Genomic DNA, 25,711 nt, shown 5'->3' on the forward strand with positions numbered 1-25,711 from the left:
GCCCGCGCTCCCCACGTCTCAGGAGGAGCCAGGTGAGTTTGAGCGGTCTGCGCCCGGGGGACCCGAACCGGATCGGCGAGCTGACGCTCGTCGGCCGGCTGGGGGCGGGCGGCATGGGTGTCGTCTACCTCGCACAAGGCCCCGACGGCCGACTGGTCGCCCTCAAGCGGCTGCGCGAGGAGCTCGCTTCGGACGCCGAGTTCCGGGCCAGGTTCCGGCGCGAGGCCGCGGCGTTGCTGCGTGTCCAGGGAACCTGCACGGCACGAGTGCTGACCGTCGAGGTCGAGACGAGCAGACCGTTCGTCGTGATGGACTACGTACAAGGACCGACCTTGGCGGAGCACGTCGGTGAGCACGGGCCGCTGCGGGGTGACATGGCGCACGGCTTCGCCGTAGGGCTTGCCGAGGCGCTCGTGGCGATCCACCAGGCCGGCGTGGTGCACCGCGATCTCAAACCCGGCAACGTTCTGCTCTCGGAGCACGGCCCGAAGGTCATCGACTTCGGCATCGCGCAGACCGCTGACGCGACGGCGCTGACCCGCACCGGCGTCGCGGTCGGAACCGTCGGCTACATGGCTCCGGAGCAGGTTCGTGGACAGGCCGGGCCTCCGGCCGACGTGTTCGCGTGGGGGTTGACCGTCGCCTACGCCACCACCGGACGTCCGCCCTTCGGCACCGGACCGGCCGAGGCGGTGCTGCACCGGCTCCTGAACGGGGCTCCCGACCTCGACGGAGTACCCGGTCAGCTCAAGGCACTCGTGGGATGGGCCTTGACCACGTCGCCCGAGCAACGCCCCACCCCCGGACACCTGCTCTCCGAACTGACCCGCACCACGGATCCTGGGACCGTCCTCGACGTCGAAGCGGTCAGCACGGTCCTCGGTGCCACGTGGCAGATGCCGGAAGCGGACGCACCGCCCGCTCCGATGCAGAAGCAGCGCACCCTGCCGGCCGCCGCCGCGGCCGCGACGGTGCTCCTCCTGACGGCTGCCGGCATCCTCTGGGCGGTGCTGTCCGGTCACGGCCCCTCGACGGCGTCCGGCTCGACCTCGCCCCCGGACCGGCCGGCGAGCAGCGTGCCGTCGTCATCACCGATGACATCACCGACCACCGCTCCCGATACGACGCCTCGCTCGGCCACCCCTGAGACGACACTGGCCACCTCGGCCGTGCCCCAACCGCCCCCGCCGCTCCCGTCACCTTCCGCCTCCACGGGCTCGATCACCAACACCCACAGCGGACTGTGCATCGACACCGACGGACCGCAACGCCCCGGACTCGGCGTGGTGCTCCGCGCGTGCGGGAACTTCGGCGGCCAGGTCTGGCGCCACGACGGGACCAGCCTGCACGTCACGAACACTCCCAGCGGCCTGTGTCTCGACACGGACGGGACCCCCGCCACCGGCGCCAGGGCCGTGCTCAACACGTGCGGCCACTTCACCGGCCAGCAGTGGCACTACGAGGCCGACAGCAGCCGGTTCACCAACCCTGCGAGCGGTCTGTGCCTGGACACGAACGGGCCCCCGGCCATCAACCTCGAGCTGGTCCTCAACACCTGCGGGAACTACACCGGCCAGCACTGGCGGATCTGAAAGCGGCCCGAAGACCGGCGACGCCGTCGGCACACGGCAGCCTGCGGACCACGTCGGAACTCCACGGCGGGGTGCGCGGCTGTCGTGGGCGGCCCGGGTCCGCGGTGGTCAGGTCCCACGGCGTCGCTCGACGAGGTCCGGGTAGGCGAACACGACGTGCAGACAGGCGAGGTCGGGATCGGCCAGGCAGCCGGCAGCCGGACGCAGGTGGCCCCGGGCCGCCGACCTGCCCGAATGTGGCCCCGACCCGGCCGGGACATGTCCCGGACAGGCCGATCGCTTGTCCGCCCCCGGCGGGCTCCACCAGTCTTCCGGTCTGTCAGCCGGGCCCGGTCACGGACCCGGACGGAAGACGACGGAAGGACGGACGGATGTCCGCAACGGGGTCCATACGACGGGGCCGCAGGCTGAGGGCCGCGGCGGTCACGGGGGTGGCCGCGGCCCTCACGGCGGGCGGCGCGCTGCTGGCCGGTCCGGCTCAGGCGGCCGCGGAGTTACCGCCGCAGACCGGGACCGCCACCGCCGCGACCGGCACCGGCACCAAGATCGCCGAGGTGGCGCTGGGCCAGTTCCTGACGACCAACCCTGAGGTCAAGAAGCGCCGGTACGAGGGCGACGCCAAGGGCGGCACCGAGCGCAACAACTGCAACTTCTACACCGGCTTCTGGACGAACAGGGCCAACTTCCGCTGGGACCGCACCAGTGCGCCCCGCCACGGCACCATCACCAACAGCCAGGCGTGCGGGACCAGCAAGGGCTTCATGAAGATCAAGAAGGGCGGCGTCTGGAAGAAGACCTGGGTCGACGTCCCGTGGACCTCCCGGGCCTGGTGCGCCGACTTCGCCAAGTTCACCTGGTACTGGGGCGGCGCGAAGATCACCGGCCTGAACGCCGGGGCCGATTCCTTCCGCCTCTACGGTCTCGACCCGCACAACAAGACCTGGCACACCGGGAGCCAGGTCGCCTCGGGTGCGTACGTGCCCAGGGCCGGCGACGTCGTGGCCTACGACGACGACCACGACGGCAGGGCGGACCACGTCGGCGTGGTCACCAAGTACAGCACGCGCCTGCGCAAGTACCACTCCATGGAGGGCAACACCTCGGTGGAAGGGCTCGAGTACAAGAAGGCCCAGAACGCCGTCGCGCCACGGGTCCTCGGGTACGCCTCGCCCGTTTCGCTGTGACGCGCGCGGCGTGGACTGCCCGATGACACCGTGACGTTGTCCTGAAGGCGCGTGGCACCGCAGCGGGCCTGCGACCAGCATGGCCGCATGGACCCCATGGTGCAGGCGCTGGAGGAGCTGCGGACCGCCGACGAACTGTCGGCGTTGATGCTGGAGTTGAAGGAGCGGTCCCGGCTGACCTACCGGCAGCTGGAGGAGCGGGCCGCGGGCCGGGGCGAGCTGCTGCCGCGCAGCACGCTCGCCTCGGTCCTGCGGCACCGCTCGCTGCCGCGCCCGGAGCTGCTGGTGGCCTTCGTGCACGCCTGCGGTGACGGCCGGCACGAGCAGCAATGGCTGGCGGCCCGGCACCGGATCGCCGAACCGCCGGTGGACGAGGTCCTGGGGGAGCGCCCGGGGGAGGGCCTCGGCGCCGCCCCCGCGAAGGAGGCCCTGGTGCCCGTGCCCGTGCCAGTGCCACTGCCCGTGGACGGAGCCGGCCGCGGGCGCCGCAGGGTCGTCACGGCCGCCGCCGTCGGCCTCGTCACGTTACTGGCCGCCGTCGCCGCCTGGTCGTTCCAGGGCTCCGGCGCTGGCCGGCCCGCCACGGGCCCCGGCCCCGCCGGGCACGCGGCGAGCACACCGGATCCGTCGGCCCTCCCCGTACCGCTCGGCGCCGTGCGCATCCGCCCACTCGCCGCGCCCGGGCTGTGCCTGACGGACGGCCGTGTTCCCGACGGCCGGTACCGCTCCCTCGTCGCCGTACAGCGGCCCTGCACCGAGACGGCCCCGCAGCGCACCACCCTCGTCCCGCTCGGCGGGAACGCCTACCGGATCCAGTGGTTCCACCCCGACTTCGGCACCGGCTGCCTGAAGGTCCGCACCGGCGGCGCGCCCGACGGCCTCCTCGAGCCGTGGGACGCCTGCGCCGCGGCGACGGCCTTCCACCTGGAGCGCGGGACGGCCCCGACCACGTACCGCTTCCGGGTCGCCGGCCGCGGCTGCGTGCGCATCAGGGCGGCCAGTGCCGCACCCGGCACCGAGGCACTGGTCGAGCCCTGCTCCGCCGCCCCCGGTGAACTGTTCACCGTGGAGGCCGCCACGCCGGCCCCGCCCGGTGCCACACCCCGTCCCGGGAGCACCACCGCTCCGGCCGGCACCACTCGCTGACGGTTCCGGTCGACGTGCTGCAGCACCGCGGACTGGGCCACCACGCGATCCGGACCGGCGCGCACGCCCCTGTCCCGAGCATGACCGCCCCTGCCTCGCCCCGGACCACGGCTGCCGCCGTGACGGCGACTGCGGCGGCGGGAAATCGGGTGACGGCGTGGCTCGCCGTTGCCTAGCATCGGCCGCTGCACCTGCCCGCTCCCTTCCCCCGAACGGTCGCCGCATGAAGTCCCTGGTCCCTCGTGTGCTGCGTGACGAGCCCCAGTTCGCCCGCCTGTTCGCGGGCCAGTCCTTGTCGGTGCTCGGCGACCGCGTCGCGTTCGTGGCGATGCCCTTCGCCGTGCTCTCGGTGGGCGGCTCCGCCTCGGACGTCGGCCTCGTGGCCGCCGCCGGCCTCGTCCCCATGCTGCTCTTCACCCTGGCCGGAGGCGTGTGGGCGGACCGCTTTCCACGCCACCGCATCATGCTCGCCTCCGACCTGGTGCGGTTCGTCGTCCAGGGGCTCATCGCCGTACTGCTGCTCACCGGCGTCGCCGGGGTCGCGCACCTGGCCGTCCTGACGGCCGTGTTCGGCAGCGCGGACGCGTTCTTCATGCCCGCTTCCACGGGCCTGATCCCGCTGGTCGTCGGGTCCGACCGGCTGCGGCAGGCCAACGCCCTGCGCGGACTGGCCCAGTCCTCCGCACTCGTGCTCGGTCCGGCCGTGGCCGGTGGCCTGGTGGCGCTGGCCGGCCCCGGTGGCGCGCTCGCCCTGGACGCCCTGACCTTCGCCGTCAGTGCCGGATTCCTGGTGAGGTTGAAACCCCGTGGGACGGGCTACCCGGCGCGGGCCGCCGAAGAGGGCACGTTCCTCGCGGAGTTGCGCGCGGGCTGGGTGCACGTGCGGAGCCGTACGTGGGTGTGGTCGGGCATGGCAGCCATGGCGGTGTACCACGTCGTCGTGCTGCCGGCCGTGTTCGTCCTCGGCCCGGTCCTCGCCGAGCACGAGTGGGCGGGGGCGGCCGGCTGGTCGACCGTGGTCGCGGCCTTCGGCGTCGGCTCCGTCGTCGGGGACCTGTGTGCCTACCGGCTCAGGACCGCGCGCCCGATGGCGGTGGCCGCCGCGGCCCTCGCCGTGGCGGCGAGCCAGGCGCTCGTCATCGGCTCGGGCGGGTCCCTCGCGATGGTCGCGGTACTGGAGGCGGTGACCGGCGTCGCCGTCTCGGTGTTCTTCGTCCTGTGGGAGACCGCGCTTCAGACGCATGTGCCCGAGCACGCCCTGTCGCGCGTGAGTTCCTACGACTACCTCCTGTCGTCAGGACTGATGCCGCTCGGCCTGGCGCTCGCCGGCCCGGTGTCCCAAGCCCTCGGCATGCGCCCGACGCTGTACGCGATGACCGCCGTCGCCGTTCCGGCGGCCCTCGCCCTGCTGTGCGTCCCGTCCGTACGGCACCTCCCGGCCCGCGCCGTCGCACCGGGCGGCGACGACGCCCCGGCGGAGCCGGCGGTCATCCGACCCTGAACGTCCAGCGCCGTGCGCGGCCCGGAGTCACCGGGAGTCCGTGGGAGTCGCGTGGTCCGGGCGCGCTCTCAGGCGCGGGCCTGTTCCGGGGCGCTCGCGGGCCGGTGGCCGTGGCGCAGGCCGTGGTGGTGGAGCTCGTGGTGAATGGCCATCCGGATGGAGGCCAGGCGCTCCGGGGTCAGCCTGGCGGGGTCGATGCTGACCTGGTCGAGGGAGGCCACCGCGGCGCCGGCGCCCAGCGCGGGGGTGTAGCGCTCCTCCAGGCGCCGGAACTTCCACCACAGCACGCTGCCCACCCAGGTGGCCAGGAAGATGCCGACGATGAAGTACCCGATCTTGTTGAGATCGATGCCGTTGAGCGTCTTCCAGGGTTCCCGGTCGGCGATGCCGAGCTTGTCGGTCAGGACGCCGGACAACTCGAGGGTGCCGACGACGAAGGCGACGAAGATCGACATGCCGGTGGTGGTGATGTTGTAGTAGATCTTCCGCACCGGATTGCCGAAGGCCCAGGAGTACGCCTTGGACATGAAGATGCCGTCGATGGTGTCCATCAGGGACATGCCGGCGGCGAAGATGAACGGCAGGGCGATGATCGCCAGGGGCGGGAGGGTCACGCCGGCCACGCCCGCTCCGGCCGCGGCTGAGGCGGAGATGCCGAGCAGGGCGACCTCGGTGGCGGTGTCGAAGCCGAGGCCGAAGAGGATGCCCACCGGGTACATCTGCCACGAGTGGTTGATGAACTTGTTGTAGCGGCCCTTGAAGATGCGGTTCATGAAGCCGCGGGAGGACAGCAGTTCCTCCAGCCGCTGCTCCTCGTAGGTGCCGCTCCTGACCTGGCGCCAGACCTTCACGATTCCGGCCAGGATCACGAAGTTGAAGGCGGCGACGACGTAGAGGAACGTGCCGGAGACCAGGGTGCCGATGAGGCCTCCGGTGTCGGCGAAGCTGCTCTCGAAACGGACCGCCGCATTGGCGGCGAACGCGACGCCCACGCACATGGCCATGACGACCGTCGAGTGGCCGAGGGAGAAGGCCAGTCCGACGCCGAGCGGCTTGCGGCCCTTCTGAAGGAGCAGGCGCGTGGTGTCGTCGATGGCGGAGATGTGGTCCGCGTCGAAGGCGTGGCGCAGCCCGAAGACATAGGCGAGGCTCGCGGCCCCCGCGTACAGGAGGGTGCCGTGGGAATCGGAGATCGAGTGGTACTTCTGAATGCCGTTGTAGTGGATGAACAGGCCGAAGCCGATGACGTGCAGGGCCGCTACCACCCCCAGGAGCATTCCGATCCTGCCGAGTTCCCGGCGGTCGAAGGTGTCTTTGAGCCGTGACGCCCTGGACGGACTCATTGGCAGCACACTTCCCCTCGTCGCGGCCGCGGCGGCGCCGGACGGCCCACTCCTCACCGACCGGACCTCTTGCCGAGTCAGCGTTGTTGCACATACTTCGCATTGAACAATTATCAGCATTCGTGACGATCCAAAGCACTGTCAAGGGTCGTGGCCGGAGCCCCGCTGGAGTGCTCCTGGACGTGGTACGGATGCGCCACGAGTCGGTTCCGGCAGGCCCGGTTCAGCAGGGGACGGAGGGCGGGGATGACCCTTTCCGCGGAGTACTGGGACCGCCGCTACACCCAGGGAGAACAAGGCTGGACCCGCCAGCCCCATCCATTGGTCACTGGTGAACTCCGTTGCCAGAGAACCGAGATGGCGGGGCCCCGGGCCCTCGACCTGGGGGCCGGGGCCGGGCGTCACGCACTGTGGCCGGCGCGGTACGGGTGGGCCGTGACGGCCGTGGACTTCTCCGCCGCCGCGCTGGCGCGCGCAGCGGACCGGGCCGCGGCGGACGGATCGGAGGTGCACGCGGTGCTGGCCGATCTGGCCTCGTACCAGGCGCCGGCGGGGCACTTCGGCCTGGTCCTGGTGGCGTACGTGCACGGTGCTGCCGGGCCGGCCGCGGACGGGGGCCGCCCCGTCCGCGGCGTTCCACCGGCTACTCCGGTGTCCGGCGTGCCGCGAGCCGGACGAGCAGCGTCTGGAGGACCGCTCGCTCCAGGCTGGAGAGCGGGGCGAGGAACTCCTCGTGCACCTCGGTCATCACCTCACCCGCCCCGTGGAGTACTTCGGCCCCCCGGTCGGTCAGGTGAAGGGCGAAAGTGCGCCGGTCGGAACCGCGCCGGCGTTCCAGCAGGCCGGTCCGCTCCAGCTCGTCGACGAGGGCGACGATCGTCGTCCGGTCGATGCGCAGTTTGGCCCCGACCGTCCGTTGGTTGAGGCCGGGTTCCGCCTCGACCACACTGAGCACGCCGAACTGCCGCATCGACAGGTTCAGCTGCGAGAGTCCCTCCTCCGCGAGCTCCGTGATGTGCTGACTCGTTTTGCGCAGGAGGAAACCGTGCCACCCCCGCAAGCCCTCGAAGAGGGGCGGCGGACTCTCGCCGTCCAGTTCCTTGTCCACTGTCAAATCTTGCCTCCCTCTTGCAGCGCAATGTCAGAGCTAGGTCCGGTCTTGAGCGCACTCCCTTGACGCACTCGCCAGGCCCTGGACATTCTCGGATCGCAGTTCGACAGCACAGCTGACTGTCCTGACTGCAGACAATCAACCTAGCTCGGATCCAGTCAACCCATGACCCAGGGGGCATGATGGTCCGTGTCATCGAGTACACAGATCCGGTCGAGCACTGTCCCGGTTACCTGGTCTACGACGCGACGTCGAGCCGGCTGGCCGCGGGGGGTTGCCGGATGCAGTCCGGCCTGACCGCCGACACGCTGCACATGCTCTCCAGCCGCATGACGCTCAAGCAACGCGTCCTCGGCCTCAACGTCGACGGTGCCAAGTGCGGCATCGCCTACGACCCGAACGGCCCCCGCCGGCTCGCCGTCCTGCGCCGGTTCCTGGAGTTCCTCCAGGACGAGCTGCGCGCCCGCTACAGCATGGGGTGCGACATGGGCACGCAGTTCGCCGAACTGGAGTCGATAGCGGCCATGTTGGGCGTCGAATCGGTCAAGATCGCCATTCGCCACGCACAGGGGATCCCGGACCACGAGTTCCGGGCCCGGATGGCGCTGCTGGACACCCCGGTCGGCCCCCTCACCATGGGCCAGCGCCGGGCCGGCCACGCCCTCGCCCATGCCGCGCTCGCCGCAGCCGCACACGGCCGCCACGGCGGCGGGCAGCTCAGCGTGTCCCTGCAGGGCTTCGGAACGCTCGGCCGGGCCTGCGCGCTGGCCCTGCTCGAGGAGGGAGCGCGCATCACGGCGATCGCCGACGCGTACGGCTGCGTGGTCGATCCGCGCGGGCTGGACATCGCCCACATGATCAGCATCGACCAGCGCCGTCCGGTGCCGACCCTGCTCGGCTCCCCACTGCGGCTGTCGGCCGAGGCGCTCCTCGACCTGCCGGCCGACGTCCTGGTCCTGGCGGGCGGGGAGGACGCGCTGACCGCCGAACGGGCCGCGCTGCTCCCGGTGCCCGTGGTCGCGGTGGGCGCGAACTACGGCCTCAGCGACACCGCGGAGCAGCTCCTGATCGACCGAGGCGTGGTCGTCGTGCCGGACTTCATCGGCGGGATCGGCGGCTCGGCCTCCATGGAAGCGCTGTTCGGTCCGGAGCGGACCCCTGGTCCCGAGGAGGTGCTGCAGACGCTCGCGGGGATGATGCGCGAGCTCGTCGGGGACATCCTCACGGGCGCCCGCTCGCTCGGCGTGAGCCCGCGCCGCGTCGCCATGGACATCGCCTCGGCGGCCGTCGTCCGGCCCACGGAGCGCCCGTACGGATCGTGCCCGTACCGCGAGGTCACCAGACCCCGCGGAAACCGGGCGGCACCACTCGCCAGCACACAGCGCACCTGAGAGGGGAAACCGATGAGCATCACTGCCACGTCGCCCGAAGCCGGCCTGGCCGCCGACGCGGAGCTCGCCTCCACCGCCGGCGAGTGCACCCACGTACGCAGCCACATCACCGACTCGCCGTTCTACGGCCACCGGTACAGTACGGCGACCAGCCACCGGATCTTCTGCAACAGATGTCGCTACCAGAGATGGCTCGACGTCGAGGCGGCCCTCGCCCTGAGCCAGGCGGAGCTGGGCATCATCCCGGCCGAGGCCGCCGCCGGCATCGCGCGGGCCGCCCGGGTGGAGCTCCTGGACCTGGACACCGTACGCGCGGAGATCCGCCGCAGCAGCCACTCGCTGGTCGCCTTCCTGCGGGGCTTCCAGGCCGTCTGCGAGGGGGACTCCGGCGAGTACGTGCACTACGGCGCGACCACCCAGGACATCCAGGACACCGCGCAGTCGATGGAGATGCGAGACGTGCTGGACGAGGTGGAGCGCCGGCTCCGCGTCATCGTCGGGGCACTGGCGACCATCGCCGAGGAGCACGCAGAGACCGTCTCGCTCGGCCGCACCCACGCACAGCCCGCCCTTCCCATGGGGTTCGGCATCAAGGTCGGCAGCTGGATCGACGAGCTCGCACGCCACCTGGAGCGGCTCAACGAGGTGCGCGGCCGGGTGGCCGCGGCCCAGCTCTTCGGCGCGGTGGGCACCATGGCCGGCTTCGGCGAGCAGGCCCTGCCGCTGCTGGAGGACTTCGCCGCGCGGCTCGAGCTCGCCGCCCCGGCCGTCGGGTGGCACGTCGCCCGCGACCGGGTGGTCGAGTTCGTGTCCTTCATGGCCATGGTGGCGGGGACGATGGGCCGGATCGGCGACGAGGTGCGCACTCTGGTGCGCCCGGAGTTCGGCGAGCTCGAACTGGGCTGGCGGCACGGCCAGGTGGGCAGCAGCACCATGCCCCACAAGCGGAATCCGGAGAGCTGCGAGCAGGCCGTCGTGATGGCCAGGCTGGCGGCGGCGCAGGTGGTCAACGCGTACGCCTGCATGGTCGGCGACCACGAGCGCGACGCCCGTACGCTGCGCATCGAGTGGGCGTGCGTGCCCGACGTGTCGCACTACGCGCTGTCCGCCTGCGAGATCATCGAGCACGTCGTCGACGGTCTGCAGGTACAGCCGCAGCGGTTGCGGGCGAACGTCCGCGACGTCGCCGAGCAGATCGCCACCGAGAAGCTGATGCTCGCGCTCGGCAAGCACATCGGCAAGCAGACGGCGCACGAGTACGTCTACGAACTCGCCCAGTCGGCCCGACAGAACGGCGACTCGCTGCGCGAACTGGTGGACAAGGACCCGCTCGCCGGAGCCACGATCGGCGAGGACGAGCTCGACCGGATCTTCGACCCGGCCGGCTACCTCGGTCAGTCGGCCGCACTGGCGGCGCGCGCGGTGGCACTGGCCCGGGTCTGGGCGCCGGCCGAGCCGGCGGACGGCGCGCAGGACGCCCGATGAGCACCATGGCGACGAAGGCACCCGAGAGCCTGACGGACCTGGCCCGCGCGAGTGAGATCGTCTTCATGCGGCCGCTGTACGCGAGCCTGGTCGCGCATGCCGTGCGCAAGCTGACCGGCCACTACCTGGAGGGCGAGACCGAGGAGCGCAAGGCCTTCGGGATGCTCGCCGGCCGGCCGACCGGGACCGGCATCGAGGTGGGGGCGGTCTTCCCGCTGATCACCAACCTGCGGCACGACAGTCGCCACCACCAGCGGATGGACGAGGTGGTCAACGCGTACGCCATCCCCTCGCAGACGCCGAACGAACAGCGCGGCTGGATAGCGGACCCGCGGGAGCTCATGGAGATCGAGCGGGCCTGCGACGCGTCCGGATGGGTGCTGTTCGGCAACTACCACACCCACCGGGTGGCATGGCCGCAGGATCCGGTGCGCGACAGCTGCACCGGACTGGACCGGACACTGGCCGGCGGATCGGGCCAGTGGACCCTGATCCTCTCGGTCGTCGACCTGCATCGGCCGCGGCTGCGCGCCTACTTCGAGGGCGACAACGGCCACGAGGCACCCATCCGCGTCGTCCCCGCACTGCCGCGCCAGCGGACCGCCCGGCCCTGACCGCGGCCCGCGTCCGCAACGCTCCTTCCCTTCACCACTCGACGAGAGGTCACCATGGACCGTCACCAGGCGTACAGCGACGTCATCAGATTCCACCAGCACGAGTGCCCCGGCGTGGCCTTCGGCCTGCGGGTCGCCGAGGCCGCGATGGACCGGCTCGGCCTGGAGGAGGCCACCGGCAACCTCGTGCTCGTCAGCGAGACCGACGCGTGCGCGGTCGACGCCCTGCAGGTCCTGACCGGGTGTACGTCCGGCAAGCGCAACCTGATCCACGAGGACAACGGGCGCAACGTCTTCACGTTCTGGGGCCGCGGCGCGTCCTCCGGCGTGCAGGTGCGGGCCGCGGCCGGCAGCATCGTCTTCCGCTCGGAGGAGATCTGGGCGCTGGCCTCGCGCATCGAGGACGGCACCGCGACCGCCGAGGACGAGGCGCGGTTCGCCGCGGCGCAGGCCGACCGGATCGCCAAGCTGCTGACCGTGCCCGACGAGGAGATCCTCGTGGTGGAGGACGTCACCGAGGAGGCGCCGCACACCAAGCACGTGGCGCGGGTCGACGTCTGCGTGGACTGCGGCAACCCGACGAGCGTGGAGACCCTCCACGAGCACCGCGGGCGGATGGTGTGCCCGGCCTGCCACCTCGCCGCGCACGGCGGGGTGCTGCCCGAGGGGCACGGGGACCACGGACACCACCCGCACAGCCACAAGGGCAAGCACCAGCACGGCCACGGCCACCAGCACGACCACAAGCACTGACGCGAGCCACCGAGGTGCTCGCCGCTCGGCGGGCGGAGCGAGGGAAGAGAGGGGGCGGCATGCCCGTACTCGTGATCGGCGCGCACAGCGCCCTGGGCGGCTTGGCCGTGGCTGCCGCGCTGGAGCGAGGTGCGGAGGTGGTCGCGGCACTGGACACCACCGACGACGGGCCGCCTCCGGCCGACGGGCCGCTGACCGCGCCGGGCGTACGTCTGGTACGGGCCGGCCCCCTGGACGGCGGCGCGCTGCGGGCCGCGGCCGAGGACTGCGAAGCGGTGCTGCTCCTCGGCCCGCCCGCGCCCGGTCGGGTCGCGGCGCAGAACGCCGCGGTGGACGTCGCCGCGGACATCGGCGCGCACCTGGTCAAGGTGTCGTGCTGGGGTCCGTCGGTGGGCCATGACAGCCCGGTCCCGGCCGGGCGCCGGGACTGGATCACGGAGCGGTACCTGGCCCGGCGCGGAATTCCGTACACGGTCATCGGCCCGAACCGCGCGATGCAGTCGCTGCTGGGCGACTGCGCGGCGGGGGTGCGGGAGCACGGGGTGCTGGCGGATCCCGCCTCGGGGCGGGGCGTCAGCCTGGTCGACGCGGTGGACGTCGCCGCGGCGGCCGCCGTGGTGCTCACCGAGAGCGGTCACGAGGGGCGCAGCTACGCCCTGACCGGGCCGGACGCGCCGACGTACGCCGCCCTCGCCGACCTGCTCGGCGACCTGACGGGGCGGCCGGTACGGACGTCCGAGGACGGGTCGGTGGGCGGTCCGGGAGCGGCGGACGAGGACGAGACCGCGCTCAGGCGGCTTTACCGAGAGGGGGCCGGAGAGCCGGTCACCGACGACCTCGGGCAGCTCCTCGGCCGTGCGCCGCGCACCGCCGAGGAGTTCCTCGAGGCCCACCTGCACCATTTCCTGCCTCACGACGGAAAGGCTTCGCGATGAGTGTCACCGTACGGATCCCGACGATCCTGAGGACCATGACGGGCGGCGCCCGCGACGTGCGGGTCGCCGCCACCGCGCCGACCGTGGCGGGGGTGCTCGACGCCCTCGACGCCGGGCATCCCGGCATTCGGGCGCGGCTGGTCGACGAGCAGGGCAACCTGCGGCGGTTCGTCAACCTCTACCTGGACGACGAGGACGTGCGGGGGTTCGAGGGCTTGGCGACGGCCGTCCGGCCGGGCGCCGAGCTCGTCATCATCCCCGCCGTCGCGGGCGGCTGACTCCCCTTCACCACGGCAGCCGGAGCCGCGCCACCGCGATCACGCGGCGCTGCCGACTCGCCGGCCCTGACGGCGACATGACGTGACATCAGCACCAGCTCGCCCGCCCCCGGACGTCACTTCGACGCCCTGGGGCGGAGCCCGACATACGACAGTTAATCAGGGTTACTGACAATCGGCAGACTTGTTTGAGATGGGATCGACTCCAGATGGCCGACGACTTCAGCTCCGTGTTTGAGCCCCCACTCGACCGCTCCCCGGACGTGGACGACCTCGTCCGGGCCACCATGGAATGGCACTTCTCCCCGTTGACCGGCAGCCCGTACTGGGTGAACCGGTCGAAGGACTTCTCCTTCGATCCGCGCACGGACGTCCAGTGCCTGGCCGATCTGCGGCTGTTCGAGGACGTACCGGTCGACTGGAGCCGGATTCCCGCCGATCAGCTCGTCCCGCTTGGCAGCCGCGGGCAGTCCCCCCGTTTCGCCGTCCACGAGTCGGGCGGCGCCACCGGCGCGCCCAAGCGGATCGTCGACGCCACGTCCCGCCGGCGGAACGTGGCCTGGCAGTCGATGATGCTCGACGAGCAGGGCTTCCCGGCCGGCGAAGGCCACTGGCTGCACATCGGGCCGACCGGACCGCACGTGATGTCCAAGAACATCGGCACGCTCGCGGAACTGCGCGGACACATGTGCTATTTCGTGGACATCGACCCCCGGTGGGTCCGGCGCTGCGTGACCCAGGGCCGCCACGACGAATACCGGCGCTACGTCGACCACATCCTCGACCAGGTCAAGGACGTGCTCGACACCCAGGACATCAGGGGCATCTCCACGACCCCCAAGATCCTGGAGGCGATCGCCGCCCGCGAGAACGTGTACGAGCCGCTGCGCGAGAGCGTCCGCGGCATCATCTGGGGCGGTACCAGCATGGACCCCGAGTCGCTGCGCCTGTTCGAGGAGGAGCTCTTCCCCGACGCGAAGCTCGCCGGGGCCTACGGCAACACGATGATGGGCGTCGCCCCGCAACGCACCCCGCGGCCCGGCGACACCGCGGCCTGCATCTTCCGCCCGTACTACCCGTACACCGTCGTCGAGCTGGTCGATCCCGCGGACCCGGCCCGCCCGGTCGCCGACGACGAGCACGGGCGGGTCGTCATCACCGTCATGACCCGCGACTACTTCACCCCGCCCACGCTGGAGCGCGACCTGGCCACGCGCCGCGCCTCGGCCGACGGGTTCCCGGGCATCGAGCTCTCCGCGGTGCGGCCGTACGAGGGCGCCGGCACCGGCGTGGTCGAGGGCGTGTACTGATGGCGGCCGCGACGGAGCTGTACGAGATCCCGCTGCTGCGGGCCGGCCGTACTGCCCGCTCCGCGGAGCAGGCGGAGCTGTGCGGCGTGGACGGTACGCCGCTGGCCACCGTCCACCTCGCGCCGCCGCTGCTGGCCCGGCTGACGGTGGCCGACGCGCGCCGCGGGGAGGACCGCGCACCGGACGCGGCCGTCCTGCGGCGGGCGGGCGAGCTGTTCGCCACCGCAGAGCTCGCCGGCCTGACCCCCGAGCGCTACTGCGACCTGCAGGCACGGGTCGCCGGCGTTCCCGTCACCGTGGCCGGGCACTCGCTCCAGGACGTGGCGAAGACCTTCGCCAACGTCGGCGCCCGGCTGGCGGCCGAGAGGCCGGCGGGGCTGGGCGGGGAGCTCGCCCCGGGCGAGATCAACGCGGTGTGGGCCCGCCGCGGCGACGTGCTCGCGGTGATCGCCCCCAGCAACAACCCCGGCACCCACACCCAGTGGCTCACTGCCCTGGGCTGCGGGTACCGGCTGGTGGTCAGGCCGGGTACGCGCGACCCGTTCACCCCGGCCCGCATGATCGCCGCGCTGATGGCGGCCGGGGTCGCCCCCCACTACCTCTCGCTGCTGCCCGGCAGCCACGCCACCGGTGACGCGCTCGTCGAGGCGGCCGACCTGAGCCTGGTGTTCGGCGGGGACGCGGCCGAACGGCGCTACGGGCGGGACCGGCGCGTGATCCTGCGCGGCCCCGGACGGTCCAAGCTGCTGCACACGGGTCCGGTCACGGAGGAGACCCTGGACGTGATCTGCGACTCGGTGGGCTACGACGCCGGCATGCGGTGCACCAACGCCACGGCCGTGTTCACCGAGGGGGACCCGAAGGAGCTGGCCACGGCCCTGGCCGAGCGCCTGGCCCGCCTCACCGCCGCACCGCCGCAGTCCCCGCAGGCTCAGGTACCGGTCCTTCCGGTCGCCGAGGCCCGCGCGCTGCGGGAGCACCTGGCCGCCCGGCAGGAGGGAGCCGTCGACGTCACCACCGCGCTGTACCCGGACGGCCCCGTGGCCGACTTCGGCGACGGGTCGGCGGGGCTGCGCCCGGCGGTCCTGCTCTGCGACCGCTCGGACCATCCCGGGGCCCGGATCGAACTGTCCTTCCCCTGTGTGTGGGTGCTGCCGTGGGAGCGTTCGGAGGGCTTCGGGCCGCTCCGGGACACCCTCGCGCTGACGATCCTGGGCGACGAGCCGGAGCTGGCCCGTCAGGCGCTGCGCGAGCGGTCCATCCGCAAGGTCCTGCTCGGACCGCTGCCGACGCACTCGGCGGGCGACGTCAGCCCCCATGACGGGTACCTGAGTCACGAACTGATGGAGGCACGGGGCTTTGGCGCGGCCGCGTCCGTGCCCCCGTCGTCTCTGTAGGCGAGGAGCCGCATGAACACGCACGCAGTCGAGAGCGGGCACGCAGCAGAAAGCCGGCAGGCCGCCGAGAACCGGCACCTGCGGCTGCTCTACTACGGTTCGTTCCTCGGCAACTTCGACCGCATCGTGATCACACCGTTGCTGCTGCCCGCGGCCGAGGGGCTGCACGTCAGCGTCGGTTCGGTGACGGCCGCGCTCACGGCCTACCTGCTGCTCTTCGGCGTGATGCAGCCGGTGCACGGACTGATCTCGGACGTGTTCGGCCGGGTGAGGGTCATGCGGTGGGCGCTGGCCGGAATCTGCGTCGCGGACCTGCTGTCGGCGCTGGCGCCCAACCTCGGCCTGCTGGTCCTCGGCCGGGCACTCGCCGGAGCCTCCGCCGCCGCCCTGCTCCCGGTCATGGTCGCCTACGTGGGTGACCGGCTGCCCTTCGAGCGGCGGCAGCGCACGGTGGCCACGGTGCTGGCGGCCGGCGCGGTCGGCACGGCGGGCGCGACCGTGGTGGCCGGAGTCTTCACCCACCTGTGGAGCTGGCGCGCCGCGATCCTGCTGGTCGCCGTGGCGGCGCCCGTGCTCGCCCTGGCCTTCGGCCGGATCCCCGAGGCCTCGGTCCCGGCCCCGGCCGGAACGCGCGTGGCCGACCGGCTCCGCATGGTCTTCCGTGTCGGCTGGTTCCGGTTCCTCGTCGTCTTCGCCCTGTTCGAGGGCGCCGCGATGCTCGGATTCTTCAACTTCTTCAACGCCGCGCTCCAGGTGGGCGGTCACAGCATCGTGGACGCGGGAATCGTCACCGGCAGCTACGGACTGGCCGCCGTGGCGGGCGGGATCGCGGTACGGACCTTCGGCGACCGGGTCCCGGCGGCCACCCACTTCGCCGTGGGAGGGGCCCTGCTCTTCCTGGGCTACCTGGTGTGCGTACCCGCGCAGTCGATGGCGACGGTGCTGGTCGGTTCCGTCCTGTCGGGCCTGGCGTTCGCTCTCGTGCAGTCCATCGTGCAGACGTGGGGGACGCAGGTGGCCCCGTCCCAGGTCCGCGGAATCGCCACCTCCCTGGTGGCCAGCGCGGTGTACACCGGGGCCGCCCTGAGCACGTACCTCGTCAGCGGGCTGGCCGACGAGCACAGCTTCGGGCCGCTGTTCGCGATCGCCGCCGCCGTCACCCTGCCGGTGGCCCTCGTCGGGCCGGTGGCGCGGGCCCGCTTCGTCACGGTCCTGGCGCGGCAGCAGGCATCTGCCGTCTGACATCCACCGGCCGCACCAACCGGCCGGAACCAACGCAGTACCGAACCCTTGGAGGTGTGCACATGACTCGGACGGTCCTCATCACCGGAGGCGGTACGGGCATAGGCAAGGCGGTGGCGGCCGAGTTCCTGGCCGGCGGCGACCGCGTGGTCATCACGGGGCGGCGGCAGCACGTGCTGCTCGCCGCTGCCGAGGAGCTGGGCGGGAACGTTTCCACCGTGGTCTGCGACGCCACCGACCCCGAGCAGCTGGAGAGCCTGCGGGCGCAGCTGTCGGACGGGGTGGACGTACTGGTCAACAATGCCGGTGGCAACCGGGAGTTCGACGGCCCGCCGCCGAGTGATCTGCAGGGTCTGGCGGACCGCTGGCGGGCCAACATGGAGACGAACCTCCTGGGGGCCGTCCTCACGTCGGCGGCGGTGGAGAAGCTGCTCGGTCCGGGCGGGGCCGTGGTGAGCATTGGGTCGTTCGCCGCGGACCGCGGCGCGGGCTCGTACGGCGCCGCCAAGGCCGCGATGAACTGCTGGAACATTTTCCTGGCCGGCCAGTTGGGGCCGCGCGGGGTCACCTGCAACGTGGTCGCGCCCGGATACATCGACGACACCGAGTTCTTCGGCGACCGGCGCACCGGCGCCTTCCACGAGGAGCGGGTGGCCGAGACGCTGGTCGGGCGCGCCGGGCGCCCCGAGGACATCGCCCGCGTCGTGCACTTCCTGGCCTCGCCCGGCGCCCGCCACATCACCGGCCAGGTCCTGCGCGTGGACGGCGGCGTGATCACGACGCGGTAGCCCACCCCGCCCCCTCCGCGGCGGCCCACCGGGCCGACGTAGCGGCCGGAGCGCGTCCGCCTCGCCTTCAGCACCGTCTGGCAGGCCTCGGCATGCACGCGTCGGCCGGGCAGCACACCACTGCCCGGCCGACCTGTGTGGGCTTCACCGCGCGCCGGCGGCCGGGCTCGTCCCACCAGGATGCGCCCGCCGGTCCACCTTGATCACAGGGACCGATCGACCCCGGTGCGGGACCGCCGTCCGCTCGAGGCGGTCGGTTGAGCTGGGCGGGTACCGCCGGTGCTCTGACCGCGGTGGAGTGGTGGGCGGGGTACGAGCTGATCGAACCGTTGTGCCGGACCGGACCAACGTGCCGCCGGGGCCCGCCCCCAAGGGGCCCCGGCCGCCGGGACGCGTGTCCTAAGCGTTGCGCGGGAAGAACCTGACGGGCGTGTCGCCGGTGTACGCGAGTTCGCCTCCGGGAAGGCAGTTCTCGGCGCGGCGGCGGCCCAGCCCGTCGCAGTGCTCCGCGCTCAGCCGCATGAAGACCGTGGTCGTGTGCGTGCCGGCGCTCAGCGAAGAGAGCGGGGGCGAGCCGAAGTAGGCGAACGGAAGCCCGTCGAACTCGGCGATCCGGCGGATCACCTCAGGGCCGAAGGTGTAGCTCTTCTCCTGGGCGGTGCCGATGTCCTGGACGATCCGGACTCCTAGGAACTTCGAGAGGAAGTCGTCCATCGGATTGAACAGCGCGGGTGTGTAGCCCCGCGGGTACCGGGCGTGGTCGCCGCTGGCCGCCGTGCCCCAGCTCGGGAACGTTCGGACCCACTGCTCGCCCACGAACGCCTCCCGGCAGGCCGGCGGACCGATGATCCGCTCGCTGATGCCCAGGAAGGTGTTGACGTTAGTCCCCTCAGGATCCAGGCAATTGTGATCGGCCGGAGGAACGGCCGCCTGCCCCTGCGCCTGCGCCTGCACCGTGCCGACGCCTGCGGCGGCGGCGGCCAGCACTGTCGCCAGCACGGCGGAGACGACCGTCGCGCGCATCCGAGTGGGTTTCATGGGGGTGCTGCCCTTCAGCTCGACCTCGTCGCCATCGGGCCGACCATGCCTCCAGTCGACGAAGCGCCCGTGCTGGACACGCCAACCGTCTACCGCATGGCTGACGGCCGAATGCCCTGGGAGGCTCACTTACGCCGGAGCCCCGGCTTATGTGTTGCGGGTACGTCAGTCCGTCGTGAAGTAGCCGAGGAGGTCGGTGATCACGTGGTAGCAGCGCGCCCCTTACGCGATGGCTGGCCTGGCCCTGCTCAACATGATGAACGGGCGCGCCTGGCCACCCGCGCAACAGGCCCTCGACACCCTGCTGCTGTACCAGCTCGCGGAGTTCCAGGGCCTCGATCGCTTCTGCCCGGCTGCCAGTGGCACCTTCTCGCCGCCGAGGGGATGGTGCCGCCCCCGTGCGCCCCACGTCCGCGACCTCCTCCAGGACCTCATCAGCCGGAACGGGCCCGCGGCTGACCCGGAGGTCGAGCTGCGGCTGGGGGAAGGCGATGTCAGACCCGACTCGTAGCGTCGAAAGCGAGGGATCGGACCAGACGGGCTCCGGGGGCAAGGGATGCCCTGACCACGACCGCGCTGCGCCGGACGCCGACGGGAGGGTCGCGTCTTGCGCCGGCCCTGGCCGGTGTGTGCGAGGGCGCCGGCGAGCTGGTCGTGATTCATGGAGGAGCGGCCCGGGATGTCGGCCGCCTTCTCGTACAACTCGGCCTTCGTCAGCGACCGTAGCGACCCGCCTCGCGAAGTTCCGTTGTGCTTCTTCGCGGCAGGCTTCTCGGCGCGTCCTGTGCCCGGAGACGCACGGTGCGCTCGCCTTCGGAACCTTCTTCGACCAGCTCGATCCGTACGCCGGCCTCGCTCCCGTACGGGCCTACGAGTCCTGAACTTCCGCTCCGCGGTCTCGGGGCTGCTCCACGTGCCGGTGAGGGCGAGCGAAGCCTCGGCCCCGAGTTGCAGCCTGACGTGAAACGACACACGCGGATCATGCGCGGGCCAGCATGCCTCCTGCAAAAGCCGGCCGGGGCAGCCTCCGGACAGTCGTTCTGACCCGGCGCCCCGGAGCCGGCGCCCGCGTCGCCACGTGCGGTGCGCCCCGGCCGCGGGGTCAGGAGGACCGGGCTGCGCCCGCCCACATGGCGGGCCTGCGCTCCGCCCAGGGCGGGGCTCGCCCCGGATACGCGGCGAGCCGGAACAGCATGTCCTCGCGTCCGGAGCCAGCGACGGTCTAAAGGGTGGCTGGGCGACCGCGGCGCGGCAGGGACGAGCTCTGGGGAGGGGAGTGTCAAGCAATTCTTGACAAGTCAGCCGCGTCAAGGTTTCCTTGACGCATGTTGATCTTGAATTCCAAGGCGCGGCACCGGGACCTCTTTCCCGCCACCGCGTCCATGGCCGCTGTGCTGCCACTTGCCATGAGCCTGCCGGCCCTGACGGTGTTGTTCGGCGACCGGTTCGGCACCTCCGCCACCCTCGCCCTGATCGTCGTGGGTCTCGCGCTCATCGCCTGCACCGCTGGCCTGACCGCCCGGGCGGCGGAGCGCGCGCGCCGCGACGAGGCGGTCCTCGACGCCCTCGAACCCCTTGCCGGGCTGCGCCGATGAACGACGAACCGCTGCTGCACCCGGCGGAGATGGACCGGATCCGCGAAGGGATCGCCGCTGTCGTCCTGGGCGCTCCCGAGGGGCTGGCTGAGTCGCTCGAACACGATGCCCACGGGTACCTGCGTCTCTTGGACGCCTCGCGCGTCGGTGCCGAGGAGGCGAGCCGGCTGCTGCGCGAGGTCGTCCAGGGCGCCAGGGCCGCCGGCCACAGCTGGGACGCGGTGGGGCGTGTCCTGGGCGTGAGCCGCCAGGCCGCCCAACAGCGCTTTGCGGACAAGGCCGGTGGCGCGGGCGTGTCGACCCCGCGCACAGACGGGCCGAACGCCCCCAAGCGCCGCACCCTCGGCGGGTTGACCGCCTTCAACGAGATGGCTGCCCTGGAGGAGGCCGGCCGCGACGGATGGCACATGGTCGGCTACGGCCCCTTCTTCCACGAGGTGGAGGCGTCCGGCCACCCCTGGGAGCACTGCCGGGTCACGCTCCCCTCCGTCGCGCGGCACCGGCTGATGAAGTCGGAAGGCTGGATCCCGGTCGGTGCGGGGTGGTTCCCGTGGCGGTACTACAAGCGTCCCGTCGACCCGGCCTCGTAGCGGCGCTGCCGGCGGCAGCCGGGCGCTTGGCCTGTGGGCAGGCGCCGCCGGATCGCCGGAGGTTCCCCTGATCCTCCGTCAGGCAGGCCGTCCTGGTCATAGGCTGATGCGTGCCATGGCTTCGTCATCGGGGGTGGCGTGTGGAGCGCGGTGAGCTGATCGCAGGGCGGTACGAGCTGATCAAGCGGCTGGGGCGGGGCGGCATGGGGGAGGTGTGGGCCGGCCGGGATCAGGTGCTGCACCGGGATGTGGCCGTCAAGATGCTGGTGCTCGATGACGGGGTGCATGCGGATCTGCCGCGCCGTTTCGAGCGGGAGGCGGTGGCCGCCGCGCAGATCGGTCATCCGAACGTGGTCGCGCTGTACGACCGCGGGGTCCACGACGATCTGTGGTTCCTGGTCATGGAGCGGGTCGATGGGGTCGATCTCGCTGCGCACATCCGCGACGGGGGCCCGGTGGCCGTGCCCCGCGCGCTCCGGATCGCCCAGGACATCTGTGCCGCCCTGGTCGCCGCACACCAGGCCCAGATCATCCATTACGACATCAAGCCGCACAACGTCATGATCACCCCGGACGGCAGGGTCAAGGTGGTGGACTTCGGCATCGCCGGTTTCATCCAGAGCGCCTTCACCCTTGCCGGTTCCTCGCAGCTCGCCCCCGCAGGCACCCCGGAGTACGGCGCGCCTGAGCAGTTCCTCACCGAGCGCGGCGACGCGCGCTCCGACCTGTACGCCCTGGGCGGCGTCCTCTTCGCCCTGCTGGCCGGCCGGGCGCCGTTCACGGGCCACAGCGGCCTCGCGATAGCGCAGCGCAAGCTGGTCGAGGACGCTCCGCGGCTGGACGCACTCGGCCGGAACGTGCCGCCCGCAGTGACCCAGTTGGTGGCCGACCTGCTCGAGCGTGACCCAGGCCGGCGCCCCCAGACGGCCGTGGCGGTCCATGAACGGCTGGTCGGACTCCGAGCCTCCCTCAACGGAGCTCCCGGGATCTCCGGAGCGACGACGGTGACCTCCGGACCGCATCACATCGCCGACCCGCCGCCAGTCCTGCCGCCCATCGGGCGGCCCCCTCGCGGCGATTCCTTCGAGGTCGCCTGGACCGGCCGGGAGCCGGTCACCGACTACGCGCGCCCGGTCTGGCAGGCCGCCGTGTCCACGCCCCTCGCCGTGATCTCCGGCGCGACCTGGGCAGCCGATTCCCTCGCGCTGGCCGGGGCAGGAGCCTTCCCCTTCGGGGCGAAGGGCGAGGATGGGGTGGGGGACGGCCTCTGGGGGGTCCTGGGCGTGGTGTGGATCATCGCCATGGCGGGAACGCTCGTGGGCCTCGCCGCGGTGGCGGTCATGACCGGGGCGAAGAGGCACCACCGGCGTATGCTCCCGAACCGGACTCCGTGGTCCCTTGCCGTTGCTCCGCAGGGCATCGTCACCACGGGCTCGTTCGGCCGCACGGTGACCTGGGACCGGATACAGATGGTCACCGTGGACCGCATAACGTCGGGGAATGCGGCGTACAGCTATACCGGACTTCGTATCCGCTTGGTCCAGAAGCCCAAGGCCAACAGCGTCTGTCCCACGGGCTGGTTCTACCGCAGCCGTCCCAACACCAGCTGGGACGACGCGCTCCCGCTCTGTGTCCTCGGTCCGCTGTCCGAGCAGCAGTACTCCGAACTCACCAAAGCCCTCGCCCGCTACGCCGGCAGCCGGTGGCGACCCGGGAATCGTCCGCTGAGGCCGTACGGTTCCTGAGGGCCCTCCCGCGGCACGGGTTTCCCGGACCACGCCGGGTCCACCGCCGTGGGCGATCCGGTCGGTCCGACGGCCACCGCGCGCTGTTGTCCGACTACTTCCACGCCTACGGGCCGGATGAGCCGCCCATGCTCACCCACCACGGCGCAGGCTGGCATCGGGTCCGCGTCCACGCCCGCGCATCGCCCCCGACGGGGACTGCAGAGAACCCCTTCGAGTACTACCTGATCACCACGTGGCCCCAGGAGCCGGGCCCACCCGCTGTCCTGCAAAGCAGCGCTCGCATCCGCGCAGCACTTGCCAAGTCCACACCGCGACCAGCCCCTCCACCAGACGAAACGCAACCCGACGACGAGGTCGTACCAGAGCGTGCACGGCCGCCTTCGTCGAAAGCAAGCCCATCCCACAGACGCCCGAAGCGGCACCCCACCCCGTTGACCCCCTCAGCGACGAGGAAGCCGGAGCCGTCCTCGAAGTGGACGCTCCTACCGTGCGCTTGTACGCCGCCAGTGGCTGCCTTCCGGCCGTACAGCGGTCGGCGGCGATCACTTGACGCAGCCCTAGGTTGACACTCGCACGAGTGCCAACCTAGGGCTGACGTCGAACTTCTCCGCCCGCAACGTTACTTGACGTTGACGGCCTTCCAGGCCGCGGCCACCGCCTTGTACTCGGTGCTGGTGGAGCCGTACAGGTCCTTCGCCGCCGCCAGGGTCGCGGTGCGAGCCCGCGCGTAGTTGGTGGTGGAGGTCATGTAGGTGGAGAGCGCCTTGTACCAGATCTTGTACGCCTTGACCCGGCCGATGCCGGACACGGCGACGCCGTCGTGGGTGGGCGAGTTGTAGCGGACGCCGTTGATGGTCTTCGCGCCGCTGCCCTCGGACAGCAGGTAGAAGAAGTGGTTGGCGGGGCCCGACGAGTGGTGCACGTCCAGGCTGCCAAGGCCGGAGTACCAGTTGTCCTTGGACTTGCCGTCCTTGCTGGGCTTGTCCATGTAGCGCAGTGGCGAGCCGTCGCCCCGGATGTCGATCTTCTCGCCGATGAGGTAGTCGCCCAGGTCCGAGGCGTTGTTGGCGTAGAACTCCACCGCGGTGCCCAGGATGTCGGAGGTGGCCTCGTTCAGGCCGCCCGACTCGCGGCTGTAGTTCAGGCCGGCGGTGGCCGCGGTCAGGCCGTGGCTCATCTCGTGGCCCGCCACGTCGAGCGAGGTCAGCGGGTCGCTGTTGCCCTTGCCGTCGCCGTACGTCATGCAGAAGCAGTCGTCGTCCCAGAAGGCGTTGACGTACGCGTTGCCGTAGTGGACGCGGGAGTAGGCGGCGGCGCCGTCGCCGCGGATGCCCAGGCGGCCGAGCGCGTTCTTGTAGAAGTCCCAGGTGACGGCCGCGCCGTAGGCGGCGTCGACACCGGCGGTCTGCCGGTTGGTGATCGAGCCGTTGCCCCAGACGTCGTTGGCGTCCGTGAAGAGCGAGCCGGTACCGGTGGTGCCGCCCTTCAGGTCGTACGTCTTGTGGCCGCCGCGCGCGCCGTCCCTGAGCTGGTACCTCGAGCCGCGAAGGGTCGTGGAGAGCTTGACCTTGCCGCTGTACTGGCTGGTGCCGGTGCCCGAGAAGACGCTGTTGAAGGAGAACAGCTTCTTGCCGGTGCGGGCGTCGGTGATGGTGTGCACCTTGCTGGGGGTGCCGTCGGCGTCGGTGCCCTTGACGACGCTCTCCCAGGCCAGGACCGGGGTGCCGGAGGCGGCCCAGACGACCTTGCGGGCGCCCTTGGGGGCGGTGGCCGCGTCGGTGGTGATGACGAGGGCTATCTTCGCGTCGCTCGCACGCGTGGTGCGAAGCGTGGCGCCCTCCTTCTGGTGCACGATCAGGTCGCCGCCGAGGACCGGGAGTCCGGCGTAGGTGCGCTCGTAGCGGGTGTGCACGGTGCCGTCGGCGTCGCGTATCACGTCACGGGCGACCAGGCGCTCGGCGGAGCCGAGGCCGATGGCCTTGGCGGTCGCCGCCGCACCGGCCTGTGCCTGGGCGATCGCGGCGGCGTGCTGCGGGCCGCTCTGGACGACCGCGCTGGCGCTGGCCTCGAGGTCGGGCTGGGCGGTAGCCGAACCGGTCTGCAGACCGACGACGACCATCGCGGCCGAGGCGGCCAGCGCGCCGACGCGGACGATGCGGGTCCGGGACGAAGAGGTGGACGTGCGGTTCACTCTTGCTCCTTCGCAGGTGCTGTGGGGGGTTGGCTGCGAGCGTGTCAGCGAAGTGATCGTTTTGACAGGTTTCAAATAAGGACTTGACCTTTTGTTGTCCGAAGGTCGAACTCCGATGTCCGAATGTCGGATCCGTCCCGTTCGCGACCGTAGGTATTGACCGACAGTTGAACCGACACGGACACGCTGGTACTTGACGGACGATAGGCAGAGATGTCCATACGATCGCCGGATCGCCAGGATCCACCCACGGCGGCCCGCGCCGCGCCGCAGCGCCCGACGAAGGAAGCCGCATGACCAACCACGCTGCGGCCCCTCCGGGACCCGGCTCCCTACCTCACCCGGGGTCACCGTCCTGATTGTGGGCGGGAGTTCCGGCATCGGCCTGGCCGCGGCCGCCCTGCTGGCCGGAGTGGGCGGCGGGCCGGTGTAGTTGCTCCGGAAGCGGTCCGGGGTGTGCACGCGGCCTGCACGAGACG

22 protein-coding genes and 1 pseudogene are annotated in these 25,711 nt (G+C 71.7%); 19 read left to right on the forward strand and 4 right to left on the reverse strand.

What is annotated here, in order from left to right; genetic code table 11:
- The first annotated feature begins 38 nt into the window (after positions 1-38).
- From ACIQCH_RS01470 to ACIQCH_RS01485, 4 genes are all read left to right on the forward strand, one after another.
- Complete coding sequence (locus tag ACIQCH_RS01470; RefSeq protein ID WP_402576712.1) at positions 39-1,592, forward strand: serine/threonine protein kinase; 1,554 nt, start codon at positions 39-41, stop codon at positions 1,590-1,592.
- A gap of 371 nt (positions 1,593-1,963) precedes the next feature.
- Positions 1,964-2,776: a CHAP domain-containing protein gene (locus ACIQCH_RS01475; protein WP_402576714.1), complete on the forward strand. Its 813-nt coding sequence runs from the start codon at positions 1,964-1,966 to the stop codon at positions 2,774-2,776.
- 87 nt (positions 2,777-2,863) lie between these two features.
- Positions 2,864-3,922: an RICIN domain-containing protein gene (locus ACIQCH_RS01480; RefSeq protein WP_402576716.1), complete on the forward strand. Its 1,059-nt coding sequence runs from the start codon at positions 2,864-2,866 to the stop codon at positions 3,920-3,922.
- Positions 3,923-4,145: 223 nt separating this feature from the next.
- Positions 4,146-5,423 (forward strand): MFS transporter, encoded by a 1,278-nt coding sequence (locus ACIQCH_RS01485; RefSeq protein WP_402576718.1) that lies wholly within the window; start codon positions 4,146-4,148, stop codon positions 5,421-5,423.
- 68 nt (positions 5,424-5,491) lie between these two features.
- Here the strand turns inward: ACIQCH_RS01485 and ACIQCH_RS01490 are convergent, their stop codons facing one another.
- Positions 5,492-6,700 carry a HoxN/HupN/NixA family nickel/cobalt transporter gene (locus tag ACIQCH_RS01490; protein ID WP_402576720.1) on the reverse strand — a complete coding sequence of 403 codons (1,209 nt, stop codon included), beginning with the start codon at positions 6,698-6,700 and terminating at the stop codon, positions 5,492-5,494.
- Positions 6,701-7,123: 423 nt separating this feature from the next.
- Here ACIQCH_RS01490 and ACIQCH_RS01495 point away from each other — a divergent pair.
- Positions 7,124-7,339, forward strand: a pseudogene (locus ACIQCH_RS01495) (methyltransferase domain-containing protein); the annotation flags it as partial.
- A gap of 70 nt (positions 7,340-7,409) precedes the next feature.
- Here ACIQCH_RS01495 and ACIQCH_RS01500 read toward each other — a convergent pair.
- Positions 7,410-7,874 carry a MarR family winged helix-turn-helix transcriptional regulator gene (locus ACIQCH_RS01500; protein WP_402576722.1) on the reverse strand — a complete coding sequence of 155 codons (465 nt, stop codon included), beginning with the start codon at positions 7,872-7,874 and terminating at the stop codon, positions 7,410-7,412.
- A 182-nt stretch (positions 7,875-8,056) separates the two neighbouring features.
- On the opposite strand from ACIQCH_RS01500, the gene ACIQCH_RS01505 reads away from it, so the two are divergent.
- The 10 genes from ACIQCH_RS01505 to ACIQCH_RS01550 all read left to right on the forward strand — a co-directional run bounded on the left by ACIQCH_RS01505 (position 8,057) and on the right by ACIQCH_RS01550 (position 18,070).
- Positions 8,057-9,268 carry a Glu/Leu/Phe/Val dehydrogenase dimerization domain-containing protein gene (locus tag ACIQCH_RS01505; RefSeq protein WP_402576724.1) on the forward strand — a complete coding sequence of 404 codons (1,212 nt, stop codon included), beginning with the start codon at positions 8,057-8,059 and terminating at the stop codon, positions 9,266-9,268.
- 12 nt (positions 9,269-9,280) lie between these two features.
- Complete coding sequence (locus tag ACIQCH_RS01510; RefSeq protein WP_402576725.1) at positions 9,281-10,753, forward strand: adenylosuccinate lyase family protein; 1,473 nt, start codon at positions 9,281-9,283, stop codon at positions 10,751-10,753.
- Positions 10,750-11,367 (forward strand): hypothetical protein, encoded by a 618-nt coding sequence (locus tag ACIQCH_RS01515; RefSeq protein WP_402576726.1) that lies wholly within the window; start codon positions 10,750-10,752, stop codon positions 11,365-11,367. The genes ACIQCH_RS01510 and ACIQCH_RS01515 overlap by 4 nt, the downstream gene beginning before the upstream one ends.
- 54 nt (positions 11,368-11,421) lie before the next feature.
- The gene (locus ACIQCH_RS01520; protein WP_402576727.1) at positions 11,422-12,120 is read left to right on the forward strand and encodes an FmdE family protein; all 699 of its coding nucleotides are present in this window, start codon (positions 11,422-11,424) and stop codon (positions 12,118-12,120) included.
- A gap of 59 nt (positions 12,121-12,179) precedes the next feature.
- Positions 12,180-13,055 carry a hypothetical protein gene (locus ACIQCH_RS01525; protein ID WP_402576728.1) on the forward strand — a complete coding sequence of 292 codons (876 nt, stop codon included), beginning with the start codon at positions 12,180-12,182 and terminating at the stop codon, positions 13,053-13,055.
- A complete protein-coding gene (locus ACIQCH_RS01530) occupies positions 13,052-13,333 on the forward strand; it encodes a MoaD/ThiS family protein (protein WP_402576729.1) in 282 nt (93 codons plus the stop codon). Before ACIQCH_RS01525 ends, ACIQCH_RS01530 begins: the two co-directional genes overlap by 4 nt.
- Before the next feature lie 209 nt (positions 13,334-13,542).
- Positions 13,543-14,643 carry a phenazine biosynthesis protein gene (locus ACIQCH_RS01535; RefSeq protein ID WP_402576731.1) on the forward strand — a complete coding sequence of 367 codons (1,101 nt, stop codon included), beginning with the start codon at positions 13,543-13,545 and terminating at the stop codon, positions 14,641-14,643.
- Entirely contained in the window at positions 14,643-16,040 is a 1,398-nt protein-coding gene (locus ACIQCH_RS01540; protein ID WP_402576733.1) for an aldehyde dehydrogenase family protein, read from the forward strand. Before ACIQCH_RS01535 ends, ACIQCH_RS01540 begins: the two co-directional genes overlap by 1 nt.
- Positions 16,041-16,052: 12 nt before the next feature.
- Positions 16,053-17,282, forward strand: a complete 1,230-nt coding sequence (locus ACIQCH_RS01545) for an MFS transporter (protein WP_402576735.1) — start codon at positions 16,053-16,055, stop codon at positions 17,280-17,282.
- A gap of 62 nt (positions 17,283-17,344) precedes the next feature.
- Positions 17,345-18,070, forward strand: a complete 726-nt coding sequence (locus tag ACIQCH_RS01550; protein ID WP_402576737.1) for an SDR family NAD(P)-dependent oxidoreductase — start codon at positions 17,345-17,347, stop codon at positions 18,068-18,070.
- 399 nt (positions 18,071-18,469) lie between these two features.
- On the opposite strand, the gene ACIQCH_RS01555 is transcribed toward ACIQCH_RS01550, so the two are convergent.
- Positions 18,470-19,108, reverse strand: a complete 639-nt coding sequence (locus tag ACIQCH_RS01555; protein WP_402576739.1) for a hypothetical protein — start codon at positions 19,106-19,108, stop codon at positions 18,470-18,472.
- A 229-nt stretch (positions 19,109-19,337) separates the two neighbouring features.
- Between ACIQCH_RS01555 and ACIQCH_RS01560 the strand changes: the two genes are divergently transcribed.
- The 4 genes from ACIQCH_RS01560 (at position 19,338) to ACIQCH_RS01575 (ending at position 23,038) form a co-directional block, all read left to right on the forward strand.
- Positions 19,338-19,619: a hypothetical protein gene (locus ACIQCH_RS01560; RefSeq protein ID WP_402576741.1), complete on the forward strand. Its 282-nt coding sequence runs from the start codon at positions 19,338-19,340 to the stop codon at positions 19,617-19,619.
- Between the two features lie 814 nt (positions 19,620-20,433).
- On the forward strand, positions 20,434-20,703 hold the full coding sequence (locus tag ACIQCH_RS01565; protein WP_402576743.1) for a hypothetical protein: 270 nt from the start codon (positions 20,434-20,436) through the stop codon (positions 20,701-20,703).
- Positions 20,700-21,293: a hypothetical protein gene (locus ACIQCH_RS01570; RefSeq protein WP_402576745.1), complete on the forward strand. Its 594-nt coding sequence runs from the start codon at positions 20,700-20,702 to the stop codon at positions 21,291-21,293. The genes ACIQCH_RS01565 and ACIQCH_RS01570 overlap by 4 nt, the downstream gene beginning before the upstream one ends.
- 140 nt (positions 21,294-21,433) lie before the next feature.
- Positions 21,434-23,038, forward strand: a complete 1,605-nt coding sequence (locus ACIQCH_RS01575) for a serine/threonine-protein kinase (RefSeq protein ID WP_402576747.1) — start codon at positions 21,434-21,436, stop codon at positions 23,036-23,038.
- 622 nt (positions 23,039-23,660) lie between these two features.
- Here ACIQCH_RS01575 and ACIQCH_RS01580 read toward each other — a convergent pair.
- Entirely contained in the window at positions 23,661-25,160 is a 1,500-nt protein-coding gene (locus ACIQCH_RS01580) for a M4 family metallopeptidase (protein ID WP_402576897.1), read from the reverse strand.
- Positions 25,161-25,711: the final 551 nt, after the last annotated feature.

The sequence above is a fragment of the Streptomyces sp. NPDC093225 genome, assembly GCF_044753805.1.
Classification (GTDB): domain Bacteria; phylum Actinomycetota; class Actinomycetes; order Streptomycetales; family Streptomycetaceae; genus Streptomyces.

Coding starts and splice junctions, on each gene's coding strand:
- ACIQCH_RS01505 (WP_402576724.1), top strand. CDS start 8,057: ATGATGGTCCGTGTCATCGAGTACACAGATCCGGTCGAGCACTGTCCC.
- ACIQCH_RS01565 (WP_402576743.1), top strand. CDS start 20,434: ATGTTGATCTTGAATTCCAAGGCGCGGCACCGGGACCTCTTTCCCGCC.
- ACIQCH_RS01485 (WP_402576718.1), top strand. CDS start 4,146: ATGAAGTCCCTGGTCCCTCGTGTGCTGCGTGACGAGCCCCAGTTCGCC.
- ACIQCH_RS01490 (WP_402576720.1), bottom strand. CDS start 6,700: ATGCTCCTGGGGGTGGTAGCGGCCCTGCACGTCATCGGCTTCGGCCTG.
- ACIQCH_RS01580 (WP_402576897.1), bottom strand. CDS start 25,160: ATGGTCGTCGTCGGTCTGCAGACCGGTTCGGCTACCGCCCAGCCCGAC.
- ACIQCH_RS01480 (WP_402576716.1), top strand. CDS start 2,864: ATGGACCCCATGGTGCAGGCGCTGGAGGAGCTGCGGACCGCCGACGAA.
- ACIQCH_RS01530 (WP_402576729.1), top strand. CDS start 13,052: ATGAGTGTCACCGTACGGATCCCGACGATCCTGAGGACCATGACGGGC.
- ACIQCH_RS01525 (WP_402576728.1), top strand. CDS start 12,180: ATGCCCGTACTCGTGATCGGCGCGCACAGCGCCCTGGGCGGCTTGGCC.
- ACIQCH_RS01475 (WP_402576714.1), top strand. CDS start 1,964: ATGTCCGCAACGGGGTCCATACGACGGGGCCGCAGGCTGAGGGCCGCG.
- ACIQCH_RS01520 (WP_402576727.1), top strand. CDS start 11,422: ATGGACCGTCACCAGGCGTACAGCGACGTCATCAGATTCCACCAGCAC.
- ACIQCH_RS01555 (WP_402576739.1), bottom strand. CDS start 19,108: ATGAAACCCACTCGGATGCGCGCGACGGTCGTCTCCGCCGTGCTGGCG.
- ACIQCH_RS01540 (WP_402576733.1), top strand. CDS start 14,643: ATGGCGGCCGCGACGGAGCTGTACGAGATCCCGCTGCTGCGGGCCGGC.
- ACIQCH_RS01515 (WP_402576726.1), top strand. CDS start 10,750: ATGAGCACCATGGCGACGAAGGCACCCGAGAGCCTGACGGACCTGGCC.
- ACIQCH_RS01545 (WP_402576735.1), top strand. CDS start 16,053: ATGAACACGCACGCAGTCGAGAGCGGGCACGCAGCAGAAAGCCGGCAG.
- ACIQCH_RS01535 (WP_402576731.1), top strand. CDS start 13,543: ATGGCCGACGACTTCAGCTCCGTGTTTGAGCCCCCACTCGACCGCTCC.
- ACIQCH_RS01550 (WP_402576737.1), top strand. CDS start 17,345: ATGACTCGGACGGTCCTCATCACCGGAGGCGGTACGGGCATAGGCAAG.
- ACIQCH_RS01560 (WP_402576741.1), top strand. CDS start 19,338: ATGGCTGGCCTGGCCCTGCTCAACATGATGAACGGGCGCGCCTGGCCA.
- ACIQCH_RS01510 (WP_402576725.1), top strand. CDS start 9,281: ATGAGCATCACTGCCACGTCGCCCGAAGCCGGCCTGGCCGCCGACGCG.
- ACIQCH_RS01570 (WP_402576745.1), top strand. CDS start 20,700: ATGAACGACGAACCGCTGCTGCACCCGGCGGAGATGGACCGGATCCGC.